Raw genomic sequence first — 24,604 nt, 5'->3', positions numbered from 1 at the left:
ATGTACGCATTGGCTGTCGATTTATGAGAGTGAGTGCTTTTTCTGTATTTGGATTTAGCACCTAAGCTATTTGACGACCTGATAAGAATTCTTAGTAGTGAAATCAATAAAATAATTTAAAAGCTGTATTTGAAAAATTAATTAATGCATACAGTAATGATGGTAACTATTTTGTAAATAAAATTAGAGGTCGTTTACCTCCTGATATTTCCAAATTTCATGGCCGTGCGATTGAAGTATCTCACCTCAAGAATTCGAGCTATAGTAATCGGTTTGTATCAATTTTAAGGTTCGCAGGAAGAAGCAATGGGTTTTACAATTCAACCAATAATCAAAAAATATATCAAAACAAATTATTTATATTTGCTAACTGGATAAATACTTTAGTTTGATGTAATTGTAATATTTAAGGATTAGTTTTGAACCTAGGGCTAGCAGTAATACTAAATATTTAAATATTTAGCCAAAATAAATATTCTGTGAGAGCAAGAATAATCATAAATCACTGAGCAAATCTTCTATTCGTATTCATTCGCATTTACCACAGAGAAATCGCATACTTATTGTAAACCTTATAATGAGAGGCTAACATTCCATTTATTACTGATATTTTTTATACCAATTTATTTTAAGGTTACTACACTTAGAACGCGGTAAGCCGAACATTTATCAAATGAAGGAAACAGCCTAGACCCCGCGCCGCCGAAAGGCTCCATCCGTCGCAGCCACCCCGCAGGATGGTAAATAGTCGCAAGACAGGAAACTAATGCGTAGCATTATTTTTTGCAATTGGTATTAGAAATAAAACTTCTTAGTAATAAATGGTACCCTGTTAGAAAAAATGATGGGAAATGAGCAAATAAATGAACTGCTTTGTAATATCCAGATAATCAAAGATAAGGCGACAGAAACAATAAACTTTTTGCTCGATAAACAAAAATTAGATTTTGAGCAGGTTAAAGACGTTTACGGAAAATTGGAGATTGTTTGCGGTAAAACAATCAGTAGTCAAGTTTTTATTGAGATGAGTGTAACTGATACTTGTTCGGAGTGTGGAGAAAAGAAGATTTCAATTAATTGGGATACTGGAATGCTTGAATGTCAAAACTCAAAATGTGGACATCAGTGGTTAATCAAACCCCATCGCAAACTGACTTAGTTTTAATGTGCTTCTAGAAGCCCACCGGCTTTTAGCCGTGGGTTGTTGACTGCATAAGTCCTGGTACTATTTATCCATTCCCGGTAATTGCGTGTTCTTGCAAAATTTCTAAGGGTAAATACTTTAATGTAGCCTCATGGGTTGCTGATAAATCAATTGGTGGTGCAAAACCTGCTTCCATGGCTTCTTTCCAGCGAGAAGCGCACAAACACCATTTATCTCCAGGTTTTAAACCAGGGAAGTTATAGCCTGGAACAGGTGTACTCAAATCGTTACCTTTCGATCTGGTGTAATCAAGAAATTCTGCGGTAACTTGAGCGCAAACGACATGACTACCAAAATCTTGGGGACCAGTTTCGCAGCTACCATTACGATAAAATCCCGTCATTGGAGATGTACAACATACTTGGAGTTTTTCCCCTAGCACATTTTTGCTTTGTGTCATTGCTTGTAAAATTTTCCTGTTTTCAAGACTTCGAACTGGAATTGAGATTCCAAGATAATTTTAAGCTGTTAATTCGTGCTTTAGCTTAAATGTGGAGTTATGGGAAAATTCATGTAATTTATTTTACCGTTAATTAACCTTTCTATTCTGTTAGACGTATCGCACAACTATTTGAAATCAATAATCGGTAAATACTGTAGCGACAAGAAAACTTTTTACTCTTTATAGAAAGATAATTAATGCTTTGTATACTATTAATGGTGTAATCAATACAAAACTTAACGAAAAACAAGTATAGTATTTAATTTTATATTTACGGCTGTTATCGCCGCAACGCATTACTGCTACCATACATGCTTCTTTTAAGCTCTCGGATTACTTGTTACTGAGTCTAGTGAAGAAGGCAGAGGGCAGAGGGCAGAAGGCAGAAGTGAGCAATATGGTAGGGGCTTCCAACCCACTACCAATTGCAAGCCACCAAATTTAAATTTTGGTGGGGGTCTTAAACCCTTGCTCCCTCCGGTCGCCAGAAGCTCTACGGCATATACCTTCTGCCTTCTGCCTACGTTCACGCAGTGCGTACAAACTTCTGCCTTTCCTGATAAATACAGATATATGGAATATGTGTATATCCAAATAAAGGCTAATTTTATATTTTTTGCTTATGTGTAGCAAATATATCTGTACTTTAATAAAACAAAGATTAACTCATTTATGAAAAGGAATTTGAAAGAATTTGGTGCTAGCCTAGTTAACCCAAACTATGCTCCCATTGGAGTTAAAGTTGCAATTGTAGTTGGTTCTATTTTATTTATAATCAACCACGGCACAACATTAATAAAAGGCAAAATGAATCAAGAGCGTTGGATTTCTGCGACTATCAGTTATTTAGTTCCATATATGGTGTGCGTATATGGTCAACACACAAGTAGTGCTAAGCATAAGTCAGATGAGTCGTGACTAGCAATACTTACTCCCGTGGGGTTTTGAGCAGTCCAACGCTTGAATGCATGGTGGAATGCACTCGGTTCCGAAAACACTAGTAAAAATGCTACATCATGAAGCTACATCATGAATTGAATTGTTGGGCTGTTTGAGATAGCGCATTGCCAATTCTTTACGCCGTTTCAGCTAAAAGTTGCTAATATAGTCTCCCCAAGCCTTGCTCGCGTCTAACGCAAAGGTTCCGTATTCCCTACAGTACTCAATCCTCGACGAAAGATATTTCTAGCTGCATTCTCGTCTCTAACTTTTTATTCTCATTATTAACTCCTCATAATTAGTGTGACACAGTACTAGTGGTCTGTCCCATTAGTTGTCAGTTTTACCACAAAACTCGGTAGAGACGTTGCATGCAACGTCTCTACAACCCATCATATTTAATGGGACAAAGCACTAGAGCATTCTTGGTTTGTATATTGCAAAAGTAGCGCAACTGTTACCCGTCCAAAGACTTTTCCAAAGTATTCAACCCAGACGCGGAATTGAAATAACAGATCGGAAAAGCAACAAAGAGTGAGGAGTTTTAGCCAACTAATTGTCATTAAACTTACAAGGAAACAGTTGACATTAATTATAGTGAAAACTACCATAAATGGATAACCCGTTAAAAATGAGGGGTAAGGGTTAAATGAAAGATGTCGCAAAGTTTGACCGTGTGTATGAATACGAGCGGCAAAAAATAAATAATGATAATCAAGATTGTGAGAATCAAAGCTATGAGAATCGAGAACTAACTATAAATAGTAACGACTATAGTTTGCTGACCGACCTTTACCAATTGACAATGGCTGCTTGCTACCACGCAGAAGGTGTGGAACAAAAAAGTGCAAGTTTTGAGTTATTTGTCAGGCGCTTACCTGAAGGTTTTGGTTATTTGATTGCTATGGGGCTAGCGCAAGTATTAGAGTATTTAGAAAAATTGCGCTTCAGCGAAGGACAGATTAAAGCTTTGCAAGCTACGGGAATTTTTGCTAAAGCTCCCGAGGAATTTTGGCAGTTGTTAGCATCCGGTGGTTTCAGCGGTGATGTTTGGGCTGTACCTGAAGGAACGGTTATATTTGCAAACGAGCCGATATTGCGAGTAGAAGCGCCTTTATGGCAAGCACAATTAGTTGAAACTTATATATTAAATGCAATCAATTACCAGACATTAATTGCAACGCGAGCCGCAAGATTGCGCGATATCGCGGGTAAATCAGCTAAATTATTAGAATTTGGTACCAGGCGAGCATTTAGTCCCCAAGGCTCATTATGGGCTGCACGGGCTGCACTTGCTGGTGGTTTAGATGCTACATCCAATGTATTAGCAGCCTTACTATTGGGAACTCAACCCAGTGGAACGATGGCTCATGCTTTGGTAATGGCGCTATCAGCAATAGAAGGTGGTGAAGATAAGGCATTTACAGCTTTCCATCGTTACTTTCCCGGCGCACCTTTATTGATTGATACTTATGATACTGTTGCTGCAGCTGAACGCTTAGCTTCTAAAGTAAACTCAGGAGAAATTGAATTAAACGGGGTAAGGTTAGATTCTGGAGATCTAGTGGAATTATCTCAAAAAGTGCGATCGCTACTTGGAGATGTACCAATTTTAGCTAGTGGCGACATCGATGAATGGGAAATTGCTAGATTAAAAGCAGCAGGTGCTCAAATAGATGGTTATGGAATAGGAACCAAACTAGTAACTGGGGAACCTGTGAATGGAGTTTATAAATTAGTTGAAATTGATGGTATTCCAGTAATGAAAGAATCTAGTGGTAAGTTAACTTATCCAGGACGCAAACAGATTTTTCGTTGTTTATCAGCAGGAAAAATACAAGCCGACTGTTTGAGTTTAGCGACCGAAGATACTTCTGGAGAATCTAAAATCCTTTCTCAAGGCTTAATACAACAACCATTATTAAAATTAATAATGAAATCAGGTCAGAGAGTAGCAAAGTCGGAAACGATCGCCCAAATTAGTGAAAGAACCACTTTATCTGTTGCAACTTTGCCAGAATCAGCAAAAAAATTGAACGAACCAGGAACTGCAAATGTAGAAATTTCTCCAGCATTAATTCAGTTAAGTGAGAAAACCAGAAGAAATAAGTAATGAGTAAGAAGTAATGAGTAATGAGTAATGAGTAATGAGTAATTGGTAATTTGGTCTTCCCCATCCTCCCACACTCCCCACACTTTCCCCAGTCGCCAATCCCCAATCCCCAATCCCCAGTCGCCAATCCCCAATCCCCAATCATGAAAATTGCTTTATTTGGTACAAGCGCAGATCCGCCAACTGCTGGACATCAGGCAATTCTAAGTTGGTTGTGTTCTAAGTACGATCGTGTTGCGGTTTGGGCTGCAGATAATCCTTTTAAGTCCCATCAAGCAAGTTTGTCCCATCGTGCAGCGATGTTGGAATCATTAATTAACGATCTCAAAACAGATCTCAAAACACCAGGAAACATTGCTTTAGAACAAGATTTAAGTAGCTTGAGGACTATTGAAACATTGGCAAAAGCTAGAGAACTTTGGGGAGACGAAACCGAATTTACTTTAGTTGTTGGTTCTGATTTAGTTGCTCAATTACCGCGCTGGTATCAGGCGAGGAAGTTATTACAGCAAGTAAAATTATTAGTAGTGCCGCGACCTGGATATGCGATTAATCAAAGCAGTTTGCAAGCAATACAAAGTATTGGTGGAGAAATTGCGATCGCTAATCTAACTGGCCCAGATGTATCCTCCACAGATTACCGTAAAAATGGTAATTTAGAAAACCTGACGCCATCTGTCGCTGCATATATTCTTATTGAGCATTTATACGAATGCCAGGACAACAGCAACGAAAACCTACAAGTGCAATAAATCAACAACCTTTGGCTGATTTCAAGGTTGGTGTTGATAATGTCATCTTTTCTGTGGATATTACTGAGAATCGATTATTGGTTCTGTTAGTAATGCGGCAACAAGAACCATTTGCAAATTATTGGAGCCTTCCAGGGACTTTAGTACGTCAAGGCGAGTCTCTTGAGGATGCTGCCTATCGGATTATGGCAGAAAAAATACGAGTTAATAATCTTTATTTGGAACAGTTATATACTTTTGGTGGTCCGAAGCGCGATCCAAGGGAAGCTTGTGATAGTTATGGCGTGCGTTATCTTTCGGTGAGTTATTTTGCTTTGGTGAGATTTGAAGACGCACAATTAATTACTGATGGTGTCACAGGTGTGGCGTGGTATCCAGTTAAAGATGTACCACAACTCGCTTTTGACCATAATGAAGTTTTGAATTATGGAAATTGTCGTTTGCGAAATAAGTTGGAATATTCTCCGGTAGCTTTTGATGTTTTACCGAAAATGTTTACTTTAAATGATTTATATCAGTTGTATACCACTGTTTTGGGGGAAAATTTCTCTGACTATTCTAATTTCCGCGCCCGTTTACTAAAGTTAGGTTTTTTATATGATACCGGGGTTAAAGTATCCCGAGGTGCTGGACGTCCAGCTAGTTTATATCAATTTGATGCAGATGCTTTTGCACCTTTTAAAGATAAGCCTTTGGTGTTTATTTGAGGGATTGGGGACTGGCGACTGGGGACTGGCGATTGGGGTAATTTAATTATGCGGTGAGCGCTCGCGGTGCGTTACGGCTGACGCCTAACACACCCTACAAAACTATAGCGTGCGCGTTCCTAGCGTAAGCGTACCGGATCCGCAGGTAGCGCAGCTATAGGTATTGCGCATTAACTGGTAACTGTTAACTGATAACTGATAACTGATAATGAAAATTGCGATCGCTCAAATTAATCCAATTATTGGAGATTTAAAGGGAAATGCTGATAAGATTCTCCATGCTGCACAGAAAGCGAATACTGCTGATGCGCGGTTGTTGCTAACGCCGGAGTTATCTTTATGTGGCTATCCACCGCGAGATTTATTATTAAATCCTAGTTTTGTTGATTCTACTAATCTAAGTTTGCAAAAGTTAGCTGCAGAAATTCCCCCAAATATTGCTGTGTTGGTAGGTACGATTACAGAAAATATCAATGCTGCAAGTAATGGTGGGAAAACTTTATTTAACAGTATTGCTTTATTGGAAGCAGGTAATATCCAAAAAATCTTTCATAAGCGACTGTTACCTACCTATGATGTATTCGACGAACACCGCTATTTTGAACCGGGTTTACAGGCAAATTATTTTACTTTAGATGGTCTGAATATTGGTGTCACCATCTGTGAAGACTTATGGAATGATGAAGAGTTTTGGGGTAAACGCACTTACAAAATAAATCCTTGGGCTGATTTATCAGTTCTTGGAGTGGATTTAGTGGTAAATTTATCGGCTTCTCCCTATACTCTTGGCAAACAGGGTTTTCGAGAAAATATGTTGAAGCATAGCGCTCAGCGGTTTGAGCTACCAATTATCTATGCAAATCAAGTTGGTAGTAATGATGATTTGATTTTTGATGGTAGAAGTTTTGCTTTAAACCGTCGGGGTGAAGTTACTTGTCGCGCTCGTGGTTTTGGTACTGATTTAGTCGTAGTTGAATTCGATGAAGCAGCAAAAGATTTGCAACCGACTAGAATCGAACCTGAGTATAGTTGCGAAGATGAAGAAATTTGGCAAGCTTTAGTTTTGGGAGTGCGGGATTACGCTCGTAAGTGTCGTTTTTCTAAGGCTGTGCTTGGTTTGAGTGGAGGGATAGACTCGGCGCTAGTTGCAGCAGTCGCAGCAGAAGCTTTGGGTCGTGAAAATGTTTTGGGTGTTTTAATGCCTTCACCTTACAGTTCTGACCATTCGGTTAATGATGCTTTAGCATTGGTAGAAAATCTTGGTATTAATAGTAGCACTTTACCGATTGGGGATTTAATGCAAGGTTACGATCGCACCTTTGCTGAACTATTTGCTGGTACAGAGTTTGGTTTGACAGAGGAAAATATTCAATCCCGGATTCGGGGAAATTTATTAATGGCGATCACCAATAAGTTTGGTTATTTGCTGTTGTCTACCGGTAATAAGTCGGAAATGGCGGTTGGTTACTGTACTCTTTACGGTGATATGAATGGTGGTTTGGCTGTAATTGCTGATGTTCCCAAAACTCGGGTTTATTCCCTTTGCAATTGGTTGAACACTCAAAAAATAAACACTCAAAATATAAATATTCAAAAAATAAACAATCAAAAAATAAACAATCAAAAAACTACCCACAAAAGACCGCCAAAGGAAGTTATCCCAACAAATATTATTACTAAAGCACCCAGCGCTGAGCTTAAACCGGATCAAGTAGACCAAGATTCTTTACCTGCTTATGAAATATTGGATGATATTTTGGAGCGATTGGTAAATAAACATCAGTCAACAGGGGAAATTATTGCTGCAGGTCACGAGCAGGTGGTTGTAGAACGAGTCGTGCAATTGGTTGCTCGAGCAGAATTTAAACGCCGACAAGCACCTCCAGGTTTGAAAATTACTGATCGCGCCTTTGGTACTGGTTGGCGAATGCCGATTGCTAGCAATTGGCTAGATGCGATAAAAAGTAAGAATAAATTAGCAATTGAAATGAGCAATGCTAATGAAGGACATACGGACAGTTCCCCAGGATAGACCCTTAAAAATTATTATCGGTGCTGGCGAGCAGTCATACCCCGGTTGGATTGCTACTCTTAACTAGCACATTTTCAAACCCTTACGAAAATCAACCAATTGCTAGCGATGATGACAGTGGTGAAGGAAGAAATGCCAGATTAGTTATTAAGTTACCCAAAACTGGTACTTACACAATCGGTGTTATGAACCGTAAACCAGGGGAAATAGGGAAATATCAACTAACTTGGCGAGAAGCACTACCCCGAGATATAGAACTAGCAGAAGCAGAAAAACTCAATCAACAAATAATTCAACTGGAGAAACAAGGGAAATATGCACAAGCCATTCCCCTAGCCCGACGTGCATTAGCTCTGCGTCAAAAAAATTTAGATGGCGACCATCCCAATGTGGCAACTAGCTTGAACAATTTAGCAGCACTGTACTCAAGCCAAGGAAGGTACCCCCAAGCCGAACCCCTTTATCAACAAGCCCTCCAGATGACAAAGCGGCTGTTTAAAGGCGACCATCCCAATGTGGCTACTAGCTTGAACAATTTAGCATTCCTGTACGATAGCCAAGGAAAGATCGATCAGGCTATTGAATTTTTAACCCAAGGATTGGAAATTCAAGAAAGGTACCTGGCTTACAACCTTACACCAGGATTTGAACGTCGAAAGCGGCAATATTTAGCTAAACTTTCTGGGACTACAGATGGTACTATTTCCCTACATCTCAATTCTGCGCCACAAAATCCCCAAGCTGCTCGTTTAGCCCTAAAAACAATATTACAACGCAAAGGAAGAATCTTAGATTTCCTCACTGATAGCCAAGGAATTCTCCGTCAGCGCCTCGACGATCCAGGAAGTAAGACATTATTAAAGCAACTATCCCAAGCCCACACTGAATTATCAAACCTAGTTTTTAATGAACCAGAAAAACTAAAACTATCTCCAGAAGCATATCGCATTGAGGTGGGAAAACTGGAAAAACGAGCAAAATCATTGCAAGCTCAGCTTAGCGATCGCAGTAAAGAATTTCGTATCCAATCCCAACCCGTAACAGTAGAAATAATTCAAAAACTTATCCCTGCGGATACAGCTTTGGTGGAAATATTTCGCTACAGACCCTTTAATCCCAAAGCAAAGCCTGACAAGCGATGGGGTAAAGCTCGTTATACTGCATATATTTTATCTGCCCAAGAGGAACCCCAAGGCATAGATTTAGGTGGAGCAGAAGAAATTGAACAGGTTTTAGGTCATTTTCGTTTGTCTCTGCGAGATAGTGGTACTAAGATTTCTCTAGTCAAAGAATATGGACGGGAACTAGATAAAATTCTCATGGAACCAGTGAGAAAACTATTAGGTAATACCCGCAAAATTTTAATTTCTCCCGACAGTAATCTCAATCTGATTCCCTTTGAAGCCTTGGTAGATGAAAAAAATCAATATCTCGTAGAAAACTATACTTTTACTTATCTTACCTCTGGCAGGGATTTAATTAGATTAAAGAATCAATCTCCCAATGGCGAATCTCCCAATGGCGAATCTGCTAACCAAAAATCCACCAATCAAACATCTATAATCATCGCCGATCCAAACTTCAGTCGTCCTGGAGAAACAGTTGCAATTAACCCAACAACCGAACCGAAACCCGAACTAAAACCCAATAACAATTCCCAAAACCCCGATCGCAAACCTTCCATTAAGGTATCCCAGAGTAATTTCCCACCTTTACCAGGAACCAGAAAAGAAGCTGAAGCGATAGCACCATTGTTAAATGTTGAACCTTTGCTCGGTCGAAAAGCAACAGAAGCAGCAGTCAAACAAGTTCAAGCACCAAAAGTTCTCCACATTGCAACCCACGGCTTTTTTGAAACCAACCCTCAAACCGAACTAGATCGCCAAACCCTCACTGATAACCCCCTGCTGCTTTCCGGTTTAGTTCTTGCAGGTTTGAGAGAACTAAAAAGTGGTGCTGAGGATGAAAATGGTATTCTTACTGCATTAGAAACATCAAGCTTAAACTTGTTGGGAACTGAACTGGTGGTTCTTTCCGCTTGCGACACCGGTCAAGGTCAAGTTACCAACGGCGAAGGAATTTATAGTTTGCGTCGCGCTTTAGTCATCGCTGGTTCGGAAAGTCAGGTTATTAGTTTGTGGAAAGTTGAAGACAATGCAACTAAAAACTTAATGACAAATTATTATCAGCAACTGTTAGATCCAAAAGCCAAAACCGGTCGCAGCGAAGCATTACGTCAAACCCAATTAAAAATGCTGCGGGGAGCAATATCACAGAAAGAAAACTTACCCAAAAAACAATATGAACATCCCTACTACTGGGCGGCGTTTATACCTTCCGGCGACTGGCGCGGCATGGGAGAATAAGGGATAAGCTGTCTGTCGTGCATTAAAAATGCACAACAGCAAGTAAAAAGTAAAAAGTCATTAGCGTCTAGCGTAAGTGTACCGGATCCGTAGGTAGGGCAGCTATAGGTTATGACGCTGTAGACACTTAAGTGTCTGTGCTTACGCCCCCCCCACCTTGCTAACACTTTATGTTTGCCCGCATCCTAGCGGATGTTAGCGTTGCTAGCGTAGCGTACCGGATCCGTAGGTAGCGCAGCTATAGGTATTGCGTGACGTAGTCATACAGCTTTGCTGTCTATAACGCGTCACACTACATTAATGCGTGTCCGTAGGACATTATTGAAGAAAGTTTGAGACTTCGCTATCGAATAAAATAATATACAAATTAGATGCGTAAGGAATGAGAATTTAATAACCTGTAATTCTGAAATTTGGAATGGTGCGTTACGCGACGCTAACAGCACCCTACTTTTGTACTTTATTTAATCCACATTCCTAACAACTTATCAAATTTCTGGAAACAAAAATACATCAACATAATTTGCCAAAACTATCTGACGAGTAATATAAATTTGCATCGCTAATAACTGAATTGGATTTCCATCAGAATATAAAATAAAATCTTCAAACCATTTTTTACTACCAGAAACTCTGTAAAAAAACCTGGGCTAGGTTTATCTTTGAGTTACTCTATTATTGTGAAAAAACATTTTGGTAAATTAAAGTTTAGAGAATGTTCCAAAAGTCATATTATTTACCTAAAATATCTTGGTTCCCCCTAAATCCTCCCCTGAGTTGGGGGACTTTTGCCCCCTTTTTTAGCGGGTTGGGGGATCTCAATAGTGACTTTTGGTAATAAACGAGACTCTTAAAACATCTTCTTAACTCTAAACCTAGCCAATAAACAGAAATACTGATTCGTTTACCTCTACAATCTGGAAACTGCTAGTGGTAGAAAAGTTCTATTGCAATGTCCTTATTAGGGTTTCTGTTATCATCAAAGGTGTGTATCATAAAAACAAATTAATATAAATTCAAAATGGTAGAACGCCCAATCAAAAAATCCGATCGTCAGCCAAAATTAAAGACTGACGATAATTCTGGGAATTCCAATCCCACTCCCACAGGTGAGCGTTCCAATCCAACTCGGGAACGACGAGGAAATCGTAAAAACTCCAAAGGTAAGGGCAGAAAATCTTCCTTCAAGGATGAAGAAAAGCAGTATGTGAATCCTGCTTTAGCTCGTCCTCCTAAGCCACCCAAACCTAAAGAAAAGGAGGAGATAGAAGCTTCTGCTGAGTCTGAGCCTGAAACTACTCCAGAAACTGAAGAAATTTCGTCAGAATCTCAAGAAGAGAAAGCAGAAGAATAGAACTTAAGCGCCATTGTGGATACGTGACTACAAAGTTCACTTGAACTGATATAGATAGTATCTAAATATAATTAATTTTAATGATAACTGATGTTCGCGACTCATAAGATACGCGAACAAATTTTTTCTGTCAAAAAATACAAAATTGCCAGAAAATCCAAAAACTTAATAAAAGCTAATCCGAAACAATATTTTAAACATTCGACCTTAATAAAAATTTATAGCCTAATCAAAAATACGGCTAAATACAAAAAATAAACTATATATTGTTCTGTAAGACATTGATATTACTTACTTTAATCTTGTTTTATAGAAACAAATAGCACTTCGCATGTACCAGTTGCTCAGGATTTTTGTTTGAAAGTTCTAGTTTTTAAAGCTTTGGTTTAAGTATTGATTTATCTCTTGCACCTATAACTAATTCTCGATTATCACTGGGACATAGGCAAAAAATTATCAACCTGAAGTTTAATAAAGACGTCGCGAACATGAAACTATTTCATAATTTAGCAGCAGTAGCAGCAACAACAGTCTTAGGGTTTGGAGTAATTTCAGCACCAGCTAGTGCAGCAGGTTTTAGATCTTGTACCACCGGTAGTTATGACATTTCAGATAATGTCACAGGCGCTTCTAATTGTGACATTAGCAACGATTTCAGCCAGGATTCCGTAAGTCCCAATAAACCCCTCACAGTTAATGAAGCAGGCTTTTTTGGCAATACTGATTGGATGTTTGGTGGCAAAATTGGTAGTAACAGTGGTTACAAAGGTACATCTGACGGACAATCAGGCAGTTGGGACATATCAAATGTAATTAAAAGTACTTGGGACGACGTCATGCTTGTGTTCAAATCTGGACAAGGAACACAGCTTGTAGGTTATCAACTTAATGATGCAGTAAGTTCTGGTACTTGGGAGTCACCTTTTGAAAAAGCTGCATTTAATTTCAAAGGTAAAAATACTAAAGATGTATCCCACATTAGCGTTTACTACAGGGAAGAACAAGAAACACCCAAAAAAAGGTCAATACCTGAGCCCACTTCAATGTTAGGTTTGTTAGGATTTGGTGTATTTGGAACTGTATCTACACTAAAACACAAGCAAAAGCAGGAAGCATAAAATAAAGTTGTGCTTTGCTTTACAAGTCTCAACTAAGTATTTTACAGGGCGATATATCTTAATTTTTACAAGATTTTGTCGCAATTAAATAATTAGAGGCGTAGACAGACTCGTATTTTATCTACCATTTAATAATCCCAAAAACATCATAGAGACGTAGCAATGCTACGTCTCTACAACTTGTGAAAAATTATTCGGTTGCCTACTCTTATGAAAAAAATATCAGCTCTAATGAGCGTCCTGCAATTCATAAAAATCAGGCGACACGTAATCTTTACGCAAAGGATAACCAATCCAATCTTCTGGCATTAAGATACGCTTCAGATTTGGATGTCCTTCGTAAACGATACCGTACATATCATAAGATTCGCGTTCTTGCCAATCTACGGTTTTCCAAATCCAGTAAACCGAGGGAACTCTAGGATTTTCCCTAGGCAAAAATACTTTAACGCGTACTTCTTCTGGACGATCTGCATTATCACTTACTTTAATCAAGTGATACATGCTTACAATTTCTTTACCTGGACCCAAGTCAATTCCAGACTGACACTGGAGATAATTAAATCCGTAGGCATATAAAGCCGTTGCAATTGGTAGCAATAAATCCGGCTCAACCTTAATTATCTCCACCCCTTCATGGTCAGCTTCTAAAGATTCATGGTTGTCAAAACCATTTTGCGTTAACCACTGAGATACTTTACCTGCTTCTACAATAGATGCTTCTGTTTCTGCTGCTGGTTTAGATTCTTCAGCCACCTGGATTTACCTCCTTCTGGGATTTAGAAGTCATCAAAGCAGGGGGTACGGGCATTCCCATCGCTTCTGTTAATTGTTGCGGTGGAGTTTCGCGAGTACCTGATTGCAAATACTTGCCAGTTAGAATTTGTTCTACAGGCTTCATGCTGTGAGTGGTGCTGTAGTAGCGGTGAGTTTGCTTGACTAAGCCCCGCTCCTGCATTGAATTATCTGCAATCTTCTTCCTTAATTTGATAATTGCGTCAACAATCGCTTCTGGGCGTGGAGGACAACCCGGTAAATAAACATCTACCGGAATTAATTTATCAACACCACGTACGGCAGTAGGAGAGTCGATGCTGAACATTCCACCAGTAATAGTACAAGCACCCATAGCAATCACATACTTGGGTTCTGGCATTTGTTCGTAAAGCCGCACCAACTGGGGTGCCATTTTCATGGTGATTGTTCCCGCCGTAATAATCAAATCTGCTTGACGTGGGCTAGAACGGGGAATCAGTCCAAAGCGGTCAAAATCAAATCGCGAACCAATCAAAGCTGCGAACTCAATAAAGCAGCAAGCAGTCCCAAATAACAGGGGCCACAAACTAGAAAGTCTTGCCCAGTTGTACAAATCGTCAACTGTAGTCAGAATAATGTTTTCTGACAATTGTTGGGTTACTTGAGGACGCTCAATCGGATTAATGATGTCTTGTTTCGAATTAGTTTCTAAGACCATTCCAAAGCTCCTTTACGCCATGCATAAACTAAGGCAACTACAAGAATTGCAATAAAAATTAATGCTTCAATAAATGCCAACAGTCCCAAACGGTGGAAGGCAACTGCCCAAGGATATAGAAATACAGTTTCTACATCAAAGACAACAAACACTAAGGCAAACATGTAATAGCGAATGTTGAACTGGATCCAGGCACCCCCAATGGGTTCCATCCCGGATTCATAAGTAGTACGCCGTTCTGGATTGCGACTGCTGGGTCGCAGGAGCTTGGAAGCTGATAAAGCTAAAGCTGGTACTAGGCTGCAGAGAATTAAAAAGCCTAGGAGGTACTCGTAACCGCTGAGGACAAACACAATAAGCTTCTAAAGAATAAGGATCGGAATAAATAGAATAACTTTGTTACGTTCTTTCACATTATATATGCTCCATCTTTATTGAATGCTGGAAAAGCTGCTGGACGGATATTTGATTAGTTTTATAAGTGATATATAGAACTAATATTTATGTCATAATTTGTAACGTATATTTAATATTTTTTTTGCAAGTTGTAAATTTTACATGGAACCATGAGCGAACAAGCTGTTGAAAACGCCTTAGACCGGTATGAATGTCGTGCTTGCGGTTACATTTACGAACCTCTCAAGGGAGACGACAAAAATGATATTTCACCAGAGACTTCTTTTGAGGATCTACCCTTCAAGTGGCGTTGTCCGGTGTGTGCTGCTCCAAAAAAAGCTTTTACCAATGTTGGACCAGAAGGTCAAGCCTCAGGTTTTAAAGAAAATCTTGGCTATGGCTTTGGCGTCAATCAATTAACACCAGGGCAAAAAAATATCTTGATTTTTGGTGCTTTAGCAGTTGGTTTCTTATTCTTTCTCAGTTTATATGGTTTAAATTAATAATCGCTGTCATCAAAAATCGATTAGCAGCAGTTTAATCAAAACTTATGAGATAGCAAAGAAAATAATAAGACAGAAGAATTGATATTTAGTGGCAATTGTTCGGCTACACCTTACAACAATACTGTCTTTAAGTAAAGTTCTATGTCATTACCGAAATGACAAAGGCTAAGTACTGTCTGCCTTTGATGAACTTGTTACTAGATTTTGAGATTTTAATCCTGCGAATTTAATCCTACGAATTTAATCCTGCGAATTCAATCCTGCGAATTCAATCCTGCGAATTCAATCCTGCGAATTCAATCCTGCGAAAAATATGGAAACTGCATAGCATTCCAGGATATTACTTTTCAGTTGTCGAAAAGTCCCTATCTCTTAAGAGAATTTTAGAAAAACTAATCAATACAAAAGTACTTGTACAATGAAAATTTGGCAGCAGAAAATTTGGCAACAGAAAATTTGGCAACAATTATTCGGATTCTTCTTGGTTATTCTTTTATGTGTGGGTTGTTCTAAAGTAGAATCTATCGCCTATAATCCATGGGATGTAGTTGCCCTACCCACAGAAGAGAAAATACTAGATATTGCTTTTACTCAAAATTTAGAGCATGGCTACTTGGTAGGAGCAAATTCAACTATTTTAGAAACTCAAGATGGCGGTAATAGCTGGAAAGAAATTAATTTGGAATTAGGCGATGAGAACTATCGTTTCAATTCCATTAGTTTTAATGGTCAAGAAGGTTGGATTGTCGGCGAACCTGCTTTGATGCTACACACCACTGATGAAGGTCGCTCTTGGTCGCAAGTTATTCTAAGTGAAAAATTACCTGGTACTCCAGTTAATATCGTGGCTTTAGCTGAAAACACTGCTGAAATGGCTACCGATGTAGGTGCAATTTATCAAACTGATAATGGTGGTAAAAATTGGAAAGCACAGGTAGAAGGTGCTGTAGGTATTGTAAGAAATATGGAACGTTCCCCAGATGGTAGATACGTTGCAGTTTCAGCGAAAGGAAACTTCTATTCTACTTGGGAACCCGGACAGCAGACTTGGCAGCCCCATAATCGAAACAGTTCCCGGAAAGTAGAAAATATGGGCTTTACAGGAGATAATCAAATATGGATGCTTGCCCGTGGCGGTCAAATTCAGTTTAGCGAACCAAATAATCCCGAAGAATGGCAAGAACCAATATATCCAGAATTTTCCACTAGTTGGGGATTATTAGACGTAGCTTACAGAACTCCTGATGAAGTTTGGCTCAGTGGTGGTAGTGCTAATTTACTCCGCAGTACTGATGGCGGACAAACCTGGGAAAAAGATAGATTTGTAGAAGAAGTACCCACTAATTTTTTCAAAGTGGTTTTCTTATCTGAGAAACAAGGCTTTGTAATTGGCGATCGCGGTGGTTACTTACTCAAATACAACCCAGACATATCAGAAGTGGCTCCATCTGAGGGAGATGAGGCTTAATTCTGCAGAATTAACTCTGGAGTTTCATTAATTTTGGGGTTTCGATTCTGAGAGAAAGAACAGAATGGATTAGTTACAGATTCCACAATTCAGTCAAAAATAGCACAGCTGTTTGCAATTCAAATCTGCTAACTCCTGATTTTTACATTAGGGTGTCTGTTAGCGGCTAGGATAAGAGTAGCGTAGATATTACATAACCTCAGTCACATTCTGATTTCTGAATTCTGTACAGACGTAGCGTGCTACGTCTCTACGACTTCTAAATTCTGATTCCTGACTTCTGATTCCTGACTTCTGACTCCTGATTCCTGACTCCTGACTCCTGACTCCTGACTCCTGACTCCTGACTCCTGACTCCTGACTCCTGACTCCTGACTCCTGACCTCTGACTCCTGAATTCAAATTTATCCCCTAATTTTCTGAGAAAATCGTTGCGACTTGTAACACTTTCTAAACTTTGTAGGATAATAAACACATCATCAATAATAAATAAAGGTAGAAATCCTCATGTCAGGTACTACTGGCGAGCGCCCATTTTCCGACATTATCACCAGTGTTCGTTACTGGGTAATTCATAGCATCACCATACCAGCATTATTTATTGCAGGTTGGTTATTTGTAAGCACCGGCTTGGCTTATGATGCATTTGGTACACCTCGTCCAGATGAATACTTTACCCAAGCACGTCAAGAACAGGTGCCTATTGTTGATAATCGCTTTGATGCGAAAAAACGAGTTGACGAATTTATTAAGTAATAAGCAGCTTTTACTATGACTAGCGGAAATAACATTAATCAACCAGTACAATATCCAATTTTTACGGTTAGATGGCTTGCTGTTCATACCCTAGGCGTGCCAACCGTATTCTTTTTAGGTGCAATTGCAGCAATGCAGTTTATTCAACGCTAGGAGAATTCAATGGATAGAAATAGCAATCCTAATAATGTGCCAGTAGAACTAAACCGGACCTCTCTTTTCTTAGGTCTTTTACTAGTGTTTGTTCTAGGTATTCTGTTTTCCAGTTACTTCTTTAACTAATTGAAATAACTGTTGATATTCAATATTTATTTAACAGAACAAAGCTGGTAATTATTCAACCAAATTTGCCACTTTGTCATGTTTATCTGTGTAATTTATCAGATAACAAAACCAAGGCAAGGTACAATAGGTGTACTAAACGACGCGTTCTTCCCTCAAGGAATTCGCGACGAAAATAACTGTCTTCAATAATTAATACTGCCCCTGTATTGCAGGGCAACAATCCTGGGTTCGGCTTTAAAGCTGATAAAGGTTGCAAAACCAGAAAAGGAAAATGAGTCACTTACCACCTGACTAGTGGCACATTTTGGTAATGTGTATAATTTGGCTTTTCCTGAGACAGGAAACTCCAGCCACTGATTCAATCTTGGTTGTGAGTAATTTACTCAGTGTTGACTTTTTAATATAGGGAGGAGAAAAAAGTGTCTGGAGGTGGCAGAATACCCCTTTGGATCGTAGCTACGGTCGCAGGGTTAGGCGTAATTACTGTTTTAGGCATTTTCTTTTACGGAGCTTATGCTGGAGTTGGTTCTTCGGTATAAGTTAAAGCCTATATATATTTAGACTGATTTTTAAGCACGACTGTTTAAAAACTGTTATTAGAAACCGTCTGTCTCTTTTGGATAGGCGGTGTTGAAGCTCCCCCACTTCCTTGGGGGATTTTCAGTTTGTCAAAAATGTTTGTATAACTTCTAATTTTTTAAGTCTAATTTTTAAAGCCCAATTTTTTAAAGCTTAATTTTTTAAGTCTAATTTTTTAAAGAAAATATAAACATAGATAAGTTAGAGACGCTGGAGTCCAACGTCTCTAGAAACGTTATGTTATATCAACTTCTATGACAAAAGCAATAATCTCACAGTGAGTTACTGTAAGTTATTACGATTGCAGTAATAAAATTGGAAGTTGAAACCTAACATAATTCAAAATTTCTAACTGCTTGCCTATTAGCTTATGAAATATCGTCACTTTCCATGTAAAGTAACATATAAGCCATACCAGCGGCAGAGAATACTAGACCAACGAGGGGAACTAAAACAGAAGGCAAAAAAGATGCTGCCATAGTAAGTTTTCCTGTTAAATTAGACTGTGATACCTAAAAGGAGCTTACTCCAAATTTTGCGAAGTTTTGGAAATTATTTCAGATTTTTAACATATGATAAACTTTTGCATACATCGGCTCGATTTCATAACACTTCAATATTGATGTTGCGCATATGTACGCAGGGTTTTTAACAGTTATTTAAATACACCGAATTAGCACTTTGTATTCAAGCTCTATTTACCCACCAATAAGTCCGTAAACTAGGTTAGAAGCAAATAGACCTTGCAATGCTTGATTCATTTGGTTAGATTAAATACAACATGCTATTTGAGGTTTGATTGCTAAATGTCAAACAACACCAAAAAAAATTTGGTTGTGAATGTAAGATTCTAGTGACCTTGTGGCAATTCAATATTAGAAAGAATATTTGGAGGATATTGAATGTGCAAAGTGCGGAATTTTTTTTCGTTGCGACTGTAAGAACTGATCGCCTTGTTGGCAATTATATGTCAGGGGTGATGTTTGGGAGGTCGCATTGAAACGACAATTAAGACAATCTGTTGAACCATCATACGACCCTGAACTTCTCCAGAAGCAGCAGTTGCTATGTCAGACCGTTCAGGAAGAATCGCAATTTATTCAAAATACCATTCAACTTTACGTAAGTCGAGTGATAAAAGAATTCGGCTACAAGTTGGGTAAAAGTTGCGATCGCAATTCTATAGAGACAATAGCAAAAGAAGTTTTACACGAAACGGTTGAGACTGCTCTCAAAAAAGCTGACAAATTTGATCCTAGTCGTTCGGCTCGTCCTTGGTTATTAGGTATTGCAGCGAAAAAAATACAACGCTGGAAACGTCAACAAACCCAACATAATAAGCGAATTACACCGATAGCAGAACTTCCTCAAGTTCGTAAAATCAGACAGCAAAATTCAGGTTCTATCCCAGAAGAAGAAATTTTAGGGATATTGTACCACTCATCAAATTCATCCGATCCTGAAATGTTGGAGTATTTGCTGTCTTTGGTAAATGACAGTTATCGAAAAGTACTTAAATTAGCTTTTGTTGAAGGTTTGGATGGAGAATCTTTAGCAGCGGCATTAGGGACAACCGTAGGAGCAGCTTACACTAAAAAGCATCGTGCGATCGCGCAATTGCGTCAAGCTTATGCCCAAAGCAATAATTCGCTAGAGGAGGGCAAATAAGATGGGAAAACGAAATAAAATTCAGCACCCCTACTCCCGTGAGAAAGCTATTCATTTATATGTGCAAGCTTTAGATCGAGGTGAGATGGAAGTAGTAGCCCAAATACTTGATGCTGCTTGTGATGACCCTGAATTAGAACGAATTATTACGGAAATTAACTCAGCTTACCAAGAAGAAGAAGAATTAACGCCAATCGCTGTTGATGCACAAATTATTAGAGGTTTGCTTCATAAGCATCTGCATAGTGCATTTGAAGTTATTCAAGAAGATGACAAACCTTTAGTTTTTGAAGATATTGACGAAGAAGAAAAAGCAATAACAGTTGGTGATGTTGTTCAACGTTTACATGATATCAACCGCGTACCATCTGCAGATAGAGATGTTATTACTAAATTAATTGACAGTTCTGTTCCACTACCAGTCAAACTAAGTATTCAAGCAGTTAGAAAATTAGCACTTGAGTTAGGAATAACTGCTAGCGAACGCTTTTTGGATATGTTTCGAGATACTGCTATTACTTTATCTATGGGACGCAGCCACAGTAGGGGTCAATTAGCAGCAGCCCGCGAACAAAAAGGTCGATACAAAACCTTATCGAATAATCGTCAACCAATCAATAAAAAAACTAAAAATGATACTGGAATAGATCGAACATAAATGATACTTGAACATCGCCGTGCTGCCATTTCCCAGTCTGTAGAAATGGTATATCAAGAAGCTGGGCTGGAATTAGAAAATCTTAAACCGGGTATTATCCCATTGTACGACCTGATTAGAAGTTACCCAATTCGGGTCGCAGAAATCAAAGATATGACAATAAAAAATGTTGCCGAGTTTCTAGAAACGGAAACAGGACACAAACCACCTTTTAGCGATCGCGAAAATCCAAATTTAAGGTTAGCTGGTTATTTGTATTTACTGGAATATCAAGGTTGTTTTTATGGCTGTATTTTAGTCGAAAAAAAGCCCTATCTAGCTCCTGTATCGCGCCGCAGATTTTCAGCAGCCCATGAATTGGGACATTACTTGTTACATTTTCTTCCTTTACTGGAAAGTCACCAAGAAAATATTTCTAAAGAGCCTCTGATTTTAACAGAAGGTTTATACGTTGAAAAGGAAAATGATGACGAAATTCAGGACAGTAAAGACGAATCAACGGCAGAATTTACTTTTACGAATGGGATACAAGTGGTACTCGATCGTCTTGGGATAGATGAGAAACAAATGGAAGAAGAAGCAGATCGATTTGCTGCTGAACTTCTAATTCCAGCAACAGCTTGTTTGACTTTAGCTAAAAAATTTTGCGGTCGATTTGCTAGAAAAAGAGATGCTTTGGCTAAACGATTGGCTACCGAGTTTTTAGTCAGTGAGGAAGCAATGAAACGACGCTTAGAAGATTTGCAATTACCGGAAATACTCTTAAATGCTAATTCAGAAATAACTGAAAAATAAGATAGATATATCTAAAAAAATGGGATTAGATTTTATTAAAAACTATGGCGGTTGTCGTGTCGAGCAATATGATGCACAGTTTCCTTTTGTGGAAGAAGAAACTGATGAAGACTTAGAGCAAATTCCAGAAAACGTGAATTTAAATTATGAAGTAAGACCCCGTGCAGTTGATTGGGAGCCAATTAATTTAAATACTTCACCCAAATGGCGACCTAGTAAATGGAGCGAACGACCAACTCACTTTATAGATGGTAAAGATGTGGGGGAAACCATCGCTTCAGTGCGTTCTCCCAGCGGTCAATTAGTTCCAATCCGCCTTTCCCAAATTGGTAGTATCGCCATGCGGGTAGAAAATGGGGAATGTCGGCGCGAATTTGAGGTTGTTGATCGTGTAGTCTCAATGGCTGTAGACCTTTTCCCTTGGACGGAAGTAGAAAGTTTTGCTGCTGCTTTACAAGATAATGGATTTCGTTTACTAACAGTTCGCCCTCCTGGTGGGATAGCTTCCTACGATTTTGAAACTATGCGAAAGCGAACCAACGAGAAATCTAACACGGAAATGAAAGCGTTAGAAGGATATGCGTTTTCCCATGGTAGTGGCGAACCTACTGTGATAGATGGACTATTGCAATCAAGAACGAGAGATTTTGATATCGACAAATCACCAGTTTTTGGTGTGATTAAAACCCAGCGCCAAAACTACTTGCATATTAAAGGAATACAGGTTCTTTACGGGCTAGAAGTTGGTCAACGCACACCAGTTTTTAATATATCAAAAGGATGGTGTGATGTTATTTCTTGGTTTGTTCGTCTTTCTGGAAGTGGTGGGACAACTCCCACTACGGGAATTGTTCGCGTGGAAGCGTCAAAAGTTTGGTTTGAGAAACATCACAAGCATGATTGGGATTTTGTGGATAAGTTATCCCGAACTATATATGAGTACCGTTGTCGAGAGCGTAGTTACGGACGTGCTGCGATCTCTTTACATCCGATTGTGCGAGCGGAAGAGAGTTTAGGTTCTCTTTTTCAACCATTAAGTATCTTGTCAAATCGTTTTTATCGTTTAACACATTTATAAAGTATCAAAATAAATAACTAATATGAGTGATGAAGTATTAACTCCGGAATTTGATATCAATGGAAATGGTTCTCATGGGAATAGTTCTCATAGAAATATATCTCAGACCAATAACGCCGAAGAAATAAATTTATCTAGTAGTACTCCTGGTACTGGTGCCAAAATTATCGGTAAAGTAGCATCACCACCCCACAAAGAATCGACCTCAGAAGAGTTTCATTTTTGGGTACGACGAGACGAGTTGGTGGAAAAAACTCAAATAGTTCGTACTGAAAGTCATGTTGGCGGTAAGGTGATAAATTTTTACGCAATCGTAGAAGAGGTTTACCGACAAAGCCGTAAAAAAGATATCGGCGAAGAATTTGACGCTTTTGACGGCGATGTTGATTACAAACCAGAGTTTCGCAGTGAAGGTGTTACTTTTGCCACTGCAACAATTTTACGTACTGAACCTCCTGTTTTAGCTCCACCCTTAGAACAAAGTTCAGTTTTCTTAGGGGATGAGAATGATGCTCGACGTGCTTACAGAGCAGATGAAATTGATAATTCTCTAGCAGTTGGTTCGATCAAAAACGGTGGAAGCGCGATCGCAGGACCGGGAATGATAGACCTGGATTATCTACTGGGTATTAATGGCGGTCATATGAATGTTAACGGTGTCGCCGGTAGAGGAACAAAATCCAGTTTTCTGTTATTTGTTATTTACCAATTATTACGGAAAGCCCGTCGTCGTGCTGAAGAATATCCATCGGATCCAAATCCCTTAATAGTAGTCCCTATCATTCTCAACGTTAAAGGCTACGATTTATTTCATATTAATCGTTGGAGTAATAAGTATAAACCAGAAGAACATCGTACGGACTGGCAAATATTGGGTGTCGAAGAACCAAGACCTTTTGAAAATGCGAGCTTTTTTGCTCCACAAATTCCCAGTGGAGATACAGCAGTTACAACCGGATGTCGTAGTAAAGTGCAGTCTTACAGTTGGAGTCTGAGCAACATTATTGAAAAAGGTTTATTTAGTTACCTATTTGCTGATGATGACTCCGTTAATGATAACTTTAGAGCTTTAGTTTTAGATTTGGAAGCTCACCTGACAGATGAAAAGCTGGAAAAAGATGGTAGTGTCACGCGCAGTTTACGAAGTCAATCATCTAATCTACCTCGAACTTTTCAAGAACTTTTAGATTGGGTGTCAGATAAAGGAAATCGCGATCAATTATCCCCCGACCATCACAGAGCTACTTGGAGTAAGTTACGGCGCAAACTTTTCTTATTAGTAAATGAAGCAAATGGCATACTTCGACGTAACGACCAAAAAGGTAATCCCCTGGACTTAGGAAAACGACAAACAACAGACCCGATGGTTGTTGATTTAAACGCTCTGACACGGATTCCATCTTTACAAAGGTTTGTTGTCGCCACAATTCTCCAACAATTAATCAACGAGCGTACTGGAACCAATCGGGTTGAAGGTTTAGTTTACTTAATTGCTTTAGATGAACTTAACCGTTTTGCTCCCCGTGGTTCCAAAGATCCAATTACCCGACTGATAGAAACTGTTGCAGCCGAAATGCGATCGCAAGGAATCATTTTACTCGGCGCTCAACAACAAGCCTCAAAGGTTTCCGAAAAAGTAATTGAAAACGCAAGTATTCGTGTCATTGGTCGTAGCGGAAGTCTCGAACTTTCCCAATCAATCTGGCGTTTTTTGAGTAAAAGTAACCAGCGCAAAGCAGCAGAACTCACTGTTAGCGAAAAAATGGTGATTCAGGACAACGAACCGATGCACGTTCGAGTTCCACTTCCTCCTTGGGCTATGAATCCTCAAGAAGCAACAGGTAATCCCGCGATCGATGTGGAAGCAACAAGCGTAGAAGAAGACGACGATGATATTGCTACTTTTTAGCAGGG

26 protein-coding genes are annotated in these 24,604 nt (G+C 39.0%); 20 read left to right on the top strand and 6 right to left on the bottom strand.

The genetic code is table 11. The features are described 5' to 3' along the window. Positions 1-841: 841 nt before the first annotated feature. Positions 842-1,159, top strand: coding sequence for a hypothetical protein (locus BC008_RS11210; RefSeq protein WP_036267955.1), 318 nt, complete (start codon positions 842-844; stop codon positions 1,157-1,159). 70 nt (positions 1,160-1,229) lie between these two features. Here BC008_RS11210 and BC008_RS11205 read toward each other — a convergent pair whose 3' ends face one another. Continuing rightward, positions 1,230-1,604 (bottom strand): DUF2237 family protein, encoded by a 375-nt coding sequence (locus BC008_RS11205; RefSeq protein WP_058183544.1) that lies wholly within the window; start codon positions 1,602-1,604, stop codon positions 1,230-1,232. Between the two features lie 714 nt (positions 1,605-2,318). Between BC008_RS11205 and nrtS the strand changes: the two genes are divergently transcribed. From nrtS to BC008_RS11165, 8 genes are all read left to right on the top strand, one after another. Beyond that, a complete protein-coding gene (gene nrtS / locus BC008_RS11200) occupies positions 2,319-2,564 on the top strand; it encodes a nitrate/nitrite transporter NrtS (protein ID WP_058183543.1) in 246 nt (81 codons plus the stop codon). A gap of 670 nt (positions 2,565-3,234) precedes the next feature. Next, positions 3,235-4,698, top strand: a complete 1,464-nt coding sequence (locus tag BC008_RS11195; RefSeq protein ID WP_082650538.1) for a nicotinate phosphoribosyltransferase — start codon at positions 3,235-3,237, stop codon at positions 4,696-4,698. A gap of 143 nt (positions 4,699-4,841) precedes the next feature. Continuing rightward, entirely contained in the window at positions 4,842-5,450 is a 609-nt protein-coding gene (locus BC008_RS11190; protein ID WP_027847042.1) for a nicotinate-nucleotide adenylyltransferase, read from the top strand. Then, positions 5,411-6,157, top strand: a complete 747-nt coding sequence (locus BC008_RS11185) for an NUDIX hydrolase (protein WP_027847043.1) — start codon at positions 5,411-5,413, stop codon at positions 6,155-6,157. Before BC008_RS11190 ends, BC008_RS11185 begins: the two co-directional genes overlap by 40 nt. 208 nt (positions 6,158-6,365) lie before the next feature. Then, the gene (locus BC008_RS11180; protein WP_058183542.1) at positions 6,366-8,189 is read left to right on the top strand and encodes an NAD+ synthase; all 1,824 of its coding nucleotides are present in this window, start codon (positions 6,366-6,368) and stop codon (positions 8,187-8,189) included. A 20-nt stretch (positions 8,190-8,209) separates the two neighbouring features. After that, entirely contained in the window at positions 8,210-10,555 is a 2,346-nt protein-coding gene (locus BC008_RS11175) for a CHAT domain-containing protein (RefSeq protein WP_058183541.1), read from the top strand. Positions 10,556-11,576: 1,021 nt separating this feature from the next. After that, on the top strand, positions 11,577-11,909 hold the full coding sequence (locus BC008_RS11170; protein ID WP_027846565.1) for a hypothetical protein: 333 nt from the start codon (positions 11,577-11,579) through the stop codon (positions 11,907-11,909). Between the two features lie 488 nt (positions 11,910-12,397). Beyond that, complete coding sequence (locus tag BC008_RS11165) at positions 12,398-13,027, top strand: PEP-CTERM sorting domain-containing protein (protein ID WP_153009566.1); 630 nt, start codon at positions 12,398-12,400, stop codon at positions 13,025-13,027. A 228-nt stretch (positions 13,028-13,255) separates the two neighbouring features. Here BC008_RS11165 and BC008_RS11160 read toward each other — a convergent pair whose 3' ends face one another. The 3 genes from BC008_RS11160 to ndhC are packed head-to-tail and all read right to left on the bottom strand — an operon-like array spanning position 13,256 to position 14,854. Then, entirely contained in the window at positions 13,256-13,783 is a 528-nt protein-coding gene (locus tag BC008_RS11160) for an NAD(P)H-quinone oxidoreductase subunit J (RefSeq protein ID WP_027846564.1), read from the bottom strand. After that, positions 13,776-14,501 (bottom strand): NADH dehydrogenase subunit K, encoded by a 726-nt coding sequence (locus tag BC008_RS11155; RefSeq protein ID WP_027846563.1) that lies wholly within the window; start codon positions 14,499-14,501, stop codon positions 13,776-13,778. Before BC008_RS11155 ends, BC008_RS11160 begins: the two co-directional genes overlap by 8 nt. Next, on the bottom strand, positions 14,492-14,854 hold the full coding sequence (ndhC, locus tag BC008_RS11150; protein ID WP_027846562.1) for a photosynthetic/respiratory NAD(P)H-quinone oxidoreductase subunit C: 363 nt from the start codon (positions 14,852-14,854) through the stop codon (positions 14,492-14,494). Before ndhC ends, BC008_RS11155 begins: the two co-directional genes overlap by 10 nt. A gap of 213 nt (positions 14,855-15,067) precedes the next feature. Here ndhC and BC008_RS11145 point away from each other — a divergent pair, with 213 nt between their 5' ends. Further along, positions 15,068-15,400, top strand: coding sequence for a rubredoxin (locus tag BC008_RS11145; RefSeq protein ID WP_027846561.1), 333 nt, complete (start codon positions 15,068-15,070; stop codon positions 15,398-15,400). A 421-nt stretch (positions 15,401-15,821) separates the two neighbouring features. Further along, complete coding sequence (locus BC008_RS11140; protein ID WP_036269430.1) at positions 15,822-16,871, top strand: photosynthesis system II assembly factor Ycf48; 1,050 nt, start codon at positions 15,822-15,824, stop codon at positions 16,869-16,871. Positions 16,872-17,130: 259 nt separating this feature from the next. Here BC008_RS11140 and BC008_RS46325 read toward each other — a convergent pair whose 3' ends face one another. After that, positions 17,131-17,346 carry a hypothetical protein gene (locus tag BC008_RS46325; RefSeq protein ID WP_161938105.1) on the bottom strand — a complete coding sequence of 72 codons (216 nt, stop codon included), beginning with the start codon at positions 17,344-17,346 and terminating at the stop codon, positions 17,131-17,133. 32 nt (positions 17,347-17,378) lie between these two features. Here BC008_RS46325 and psbE point away from each other — a divergent pair, with 32 nt between their 5' ends. From psbE to BC008_RS46315, 4 genes are all read left to right on the top strand, one after another. Beyond that, complete coding sequence (gene psbE, locus BC008_RS11135; RefSeq protein WP_058183540.1) at positions 17,379-17,627, top strand: cytochrome b559 subunit alpha; 249 nt, start codon at positions 17,379-17,381, stop codon at positions 17,625-17,627. Positions 17,628-17,642: 15 nt separating this feature from the next. Further along, on the top strand, positions 17,643-17,780 hold the full coding sequence (gene psbF / locus BC008_RS11130; RefSeq protein WP_058183539.1) for a cytochrome b559 subunit beta: 138 nt from the start codon (positions 17,643-17,645) through the stop codon (positions 17,778-17,780). Positions 17,781-17,789: 9 nt separating this feature from the next. Then, positions 17,790-17,909: a photosystem II reaction center protein L gene (locus BC008_RS46320; RefSeq protein ID WP_072207713.1), complete on the top strand. Its 120-nt coding sequence runs from the start codon at positions 17,790-17,792 to the stop codon at positions 17,907-17,909. Positions 17,910-18,331: 422 nt separating this feature from the next. Further along, positions 18,332-18,451 carry a photosystem II reaction center protein J gene (locus BC008_RS46315; RefSeq protein WP_072207712.1) on the top strand — a complete coding sequence of 40 codons (120 nt, stop codon included), beginning with the start codon at positions 18,332-18,334 and terminating at the stop codon, positions 18,449-18,451. A 408-nt stretch (positions 18,452-18,859) separates the two neighbouring features. On the opposite strand, the gene psaI is transcribed toward BC008_RS46315, so the two are convergent. Then, complete coding sequence (gene psaI / locus BC008_RS46310) at positions 18,860-18,970, bottom strand: photosystem I reaction center subunit VIII (RefSeq protein ID WP_072207711.1); 111 nt, start codon at positions 18,968-18,970, stop codon at positions 18,860-18,862. A 517-nt stretch (positions 18,971-19,487) separates the two neighbouring features. Here psaI and BC008_RS11115 point away from each other — a divergent pair. Genes BC008_RS11115 through BC008_RS11095 form a run of 5 tightly spaced genes read left to right on the top strand, consistent with a single transcriptional unit; the run spans position 19,488 to position 24,599 of the window. Next, positions 19,488-20,159 carry an RNA polymerase sigma factor gene (locus tag BC008_RS11115; RefSeq protein ID WP_027843495.1) on the top strand — a complete coding sequence of 224 codons (672 nt, stop codon included), beginning with the start codon at positions 19,488-19,490 and terminating at the stop codon, positions 20,157-20,159. A 1-nt stretch (position 20,160) separates the two neighbouring features. After that, the gene (locus BC008_RS11110; RefSeq protein WP_027843494.1) at positions 20,161-20,817 is read left to right on the top strand and encodes a hypothetical protein; all 657 of its coding nucleotides are present in this window, start codon (positions 20,161-20,163) and stop codon (positions 20,815-20,817) included. Next, positions 20,818-21,612: an ImmA/IrrE family metallo-endopeptidase gene (locus BC008_RS11105; RefSeq protein ID WP_027843493.1), complete on the top strand. Its 795-nt coding sequence runs from the start codon at positions 20,818-20,820 to the stop codon at positions 21,610-21,612. Positions 21,613-21,631: 19 nt separating this feature from the next. Continuing rightward, positions 21,632-22,690, top strand: coding sequence for a hypothetical protein (locus BC008_RS11100; RefSeq protein WP_027843492.1), 1,059 nt, complete (start codon positions 21,632-21,634; stop codon positions 22,688-22,690). Positions 22,691-22,712: 22 nt separating this feature from the next. Continuing rightward, positions 22,713-24,599, top strand: coding sequence for an ATP-binding protein (locus tag BC008_RS11095; protein ID WP_027843491.1), 1,887 nt, complete (start codon positions 22,713-22,715; stop codon positions 24,597-24,599). Positions 24,600-24,604 lie beyond the last annotated feature (5 nt).

This window comes from Mastigocoleus testarum BC008, assembly GCF_001456025.1.
Taxonomy (GTDB): Bacteria; Cyanobacteriota; Cyanobacteriia; order Cyanobacteriales; family Nostocaceae; genus Mastigocoleus; species Mastigocoleus testarum.
This window is presented reverse-complemented; position numbering and strand designations above follow the sequence as displayed.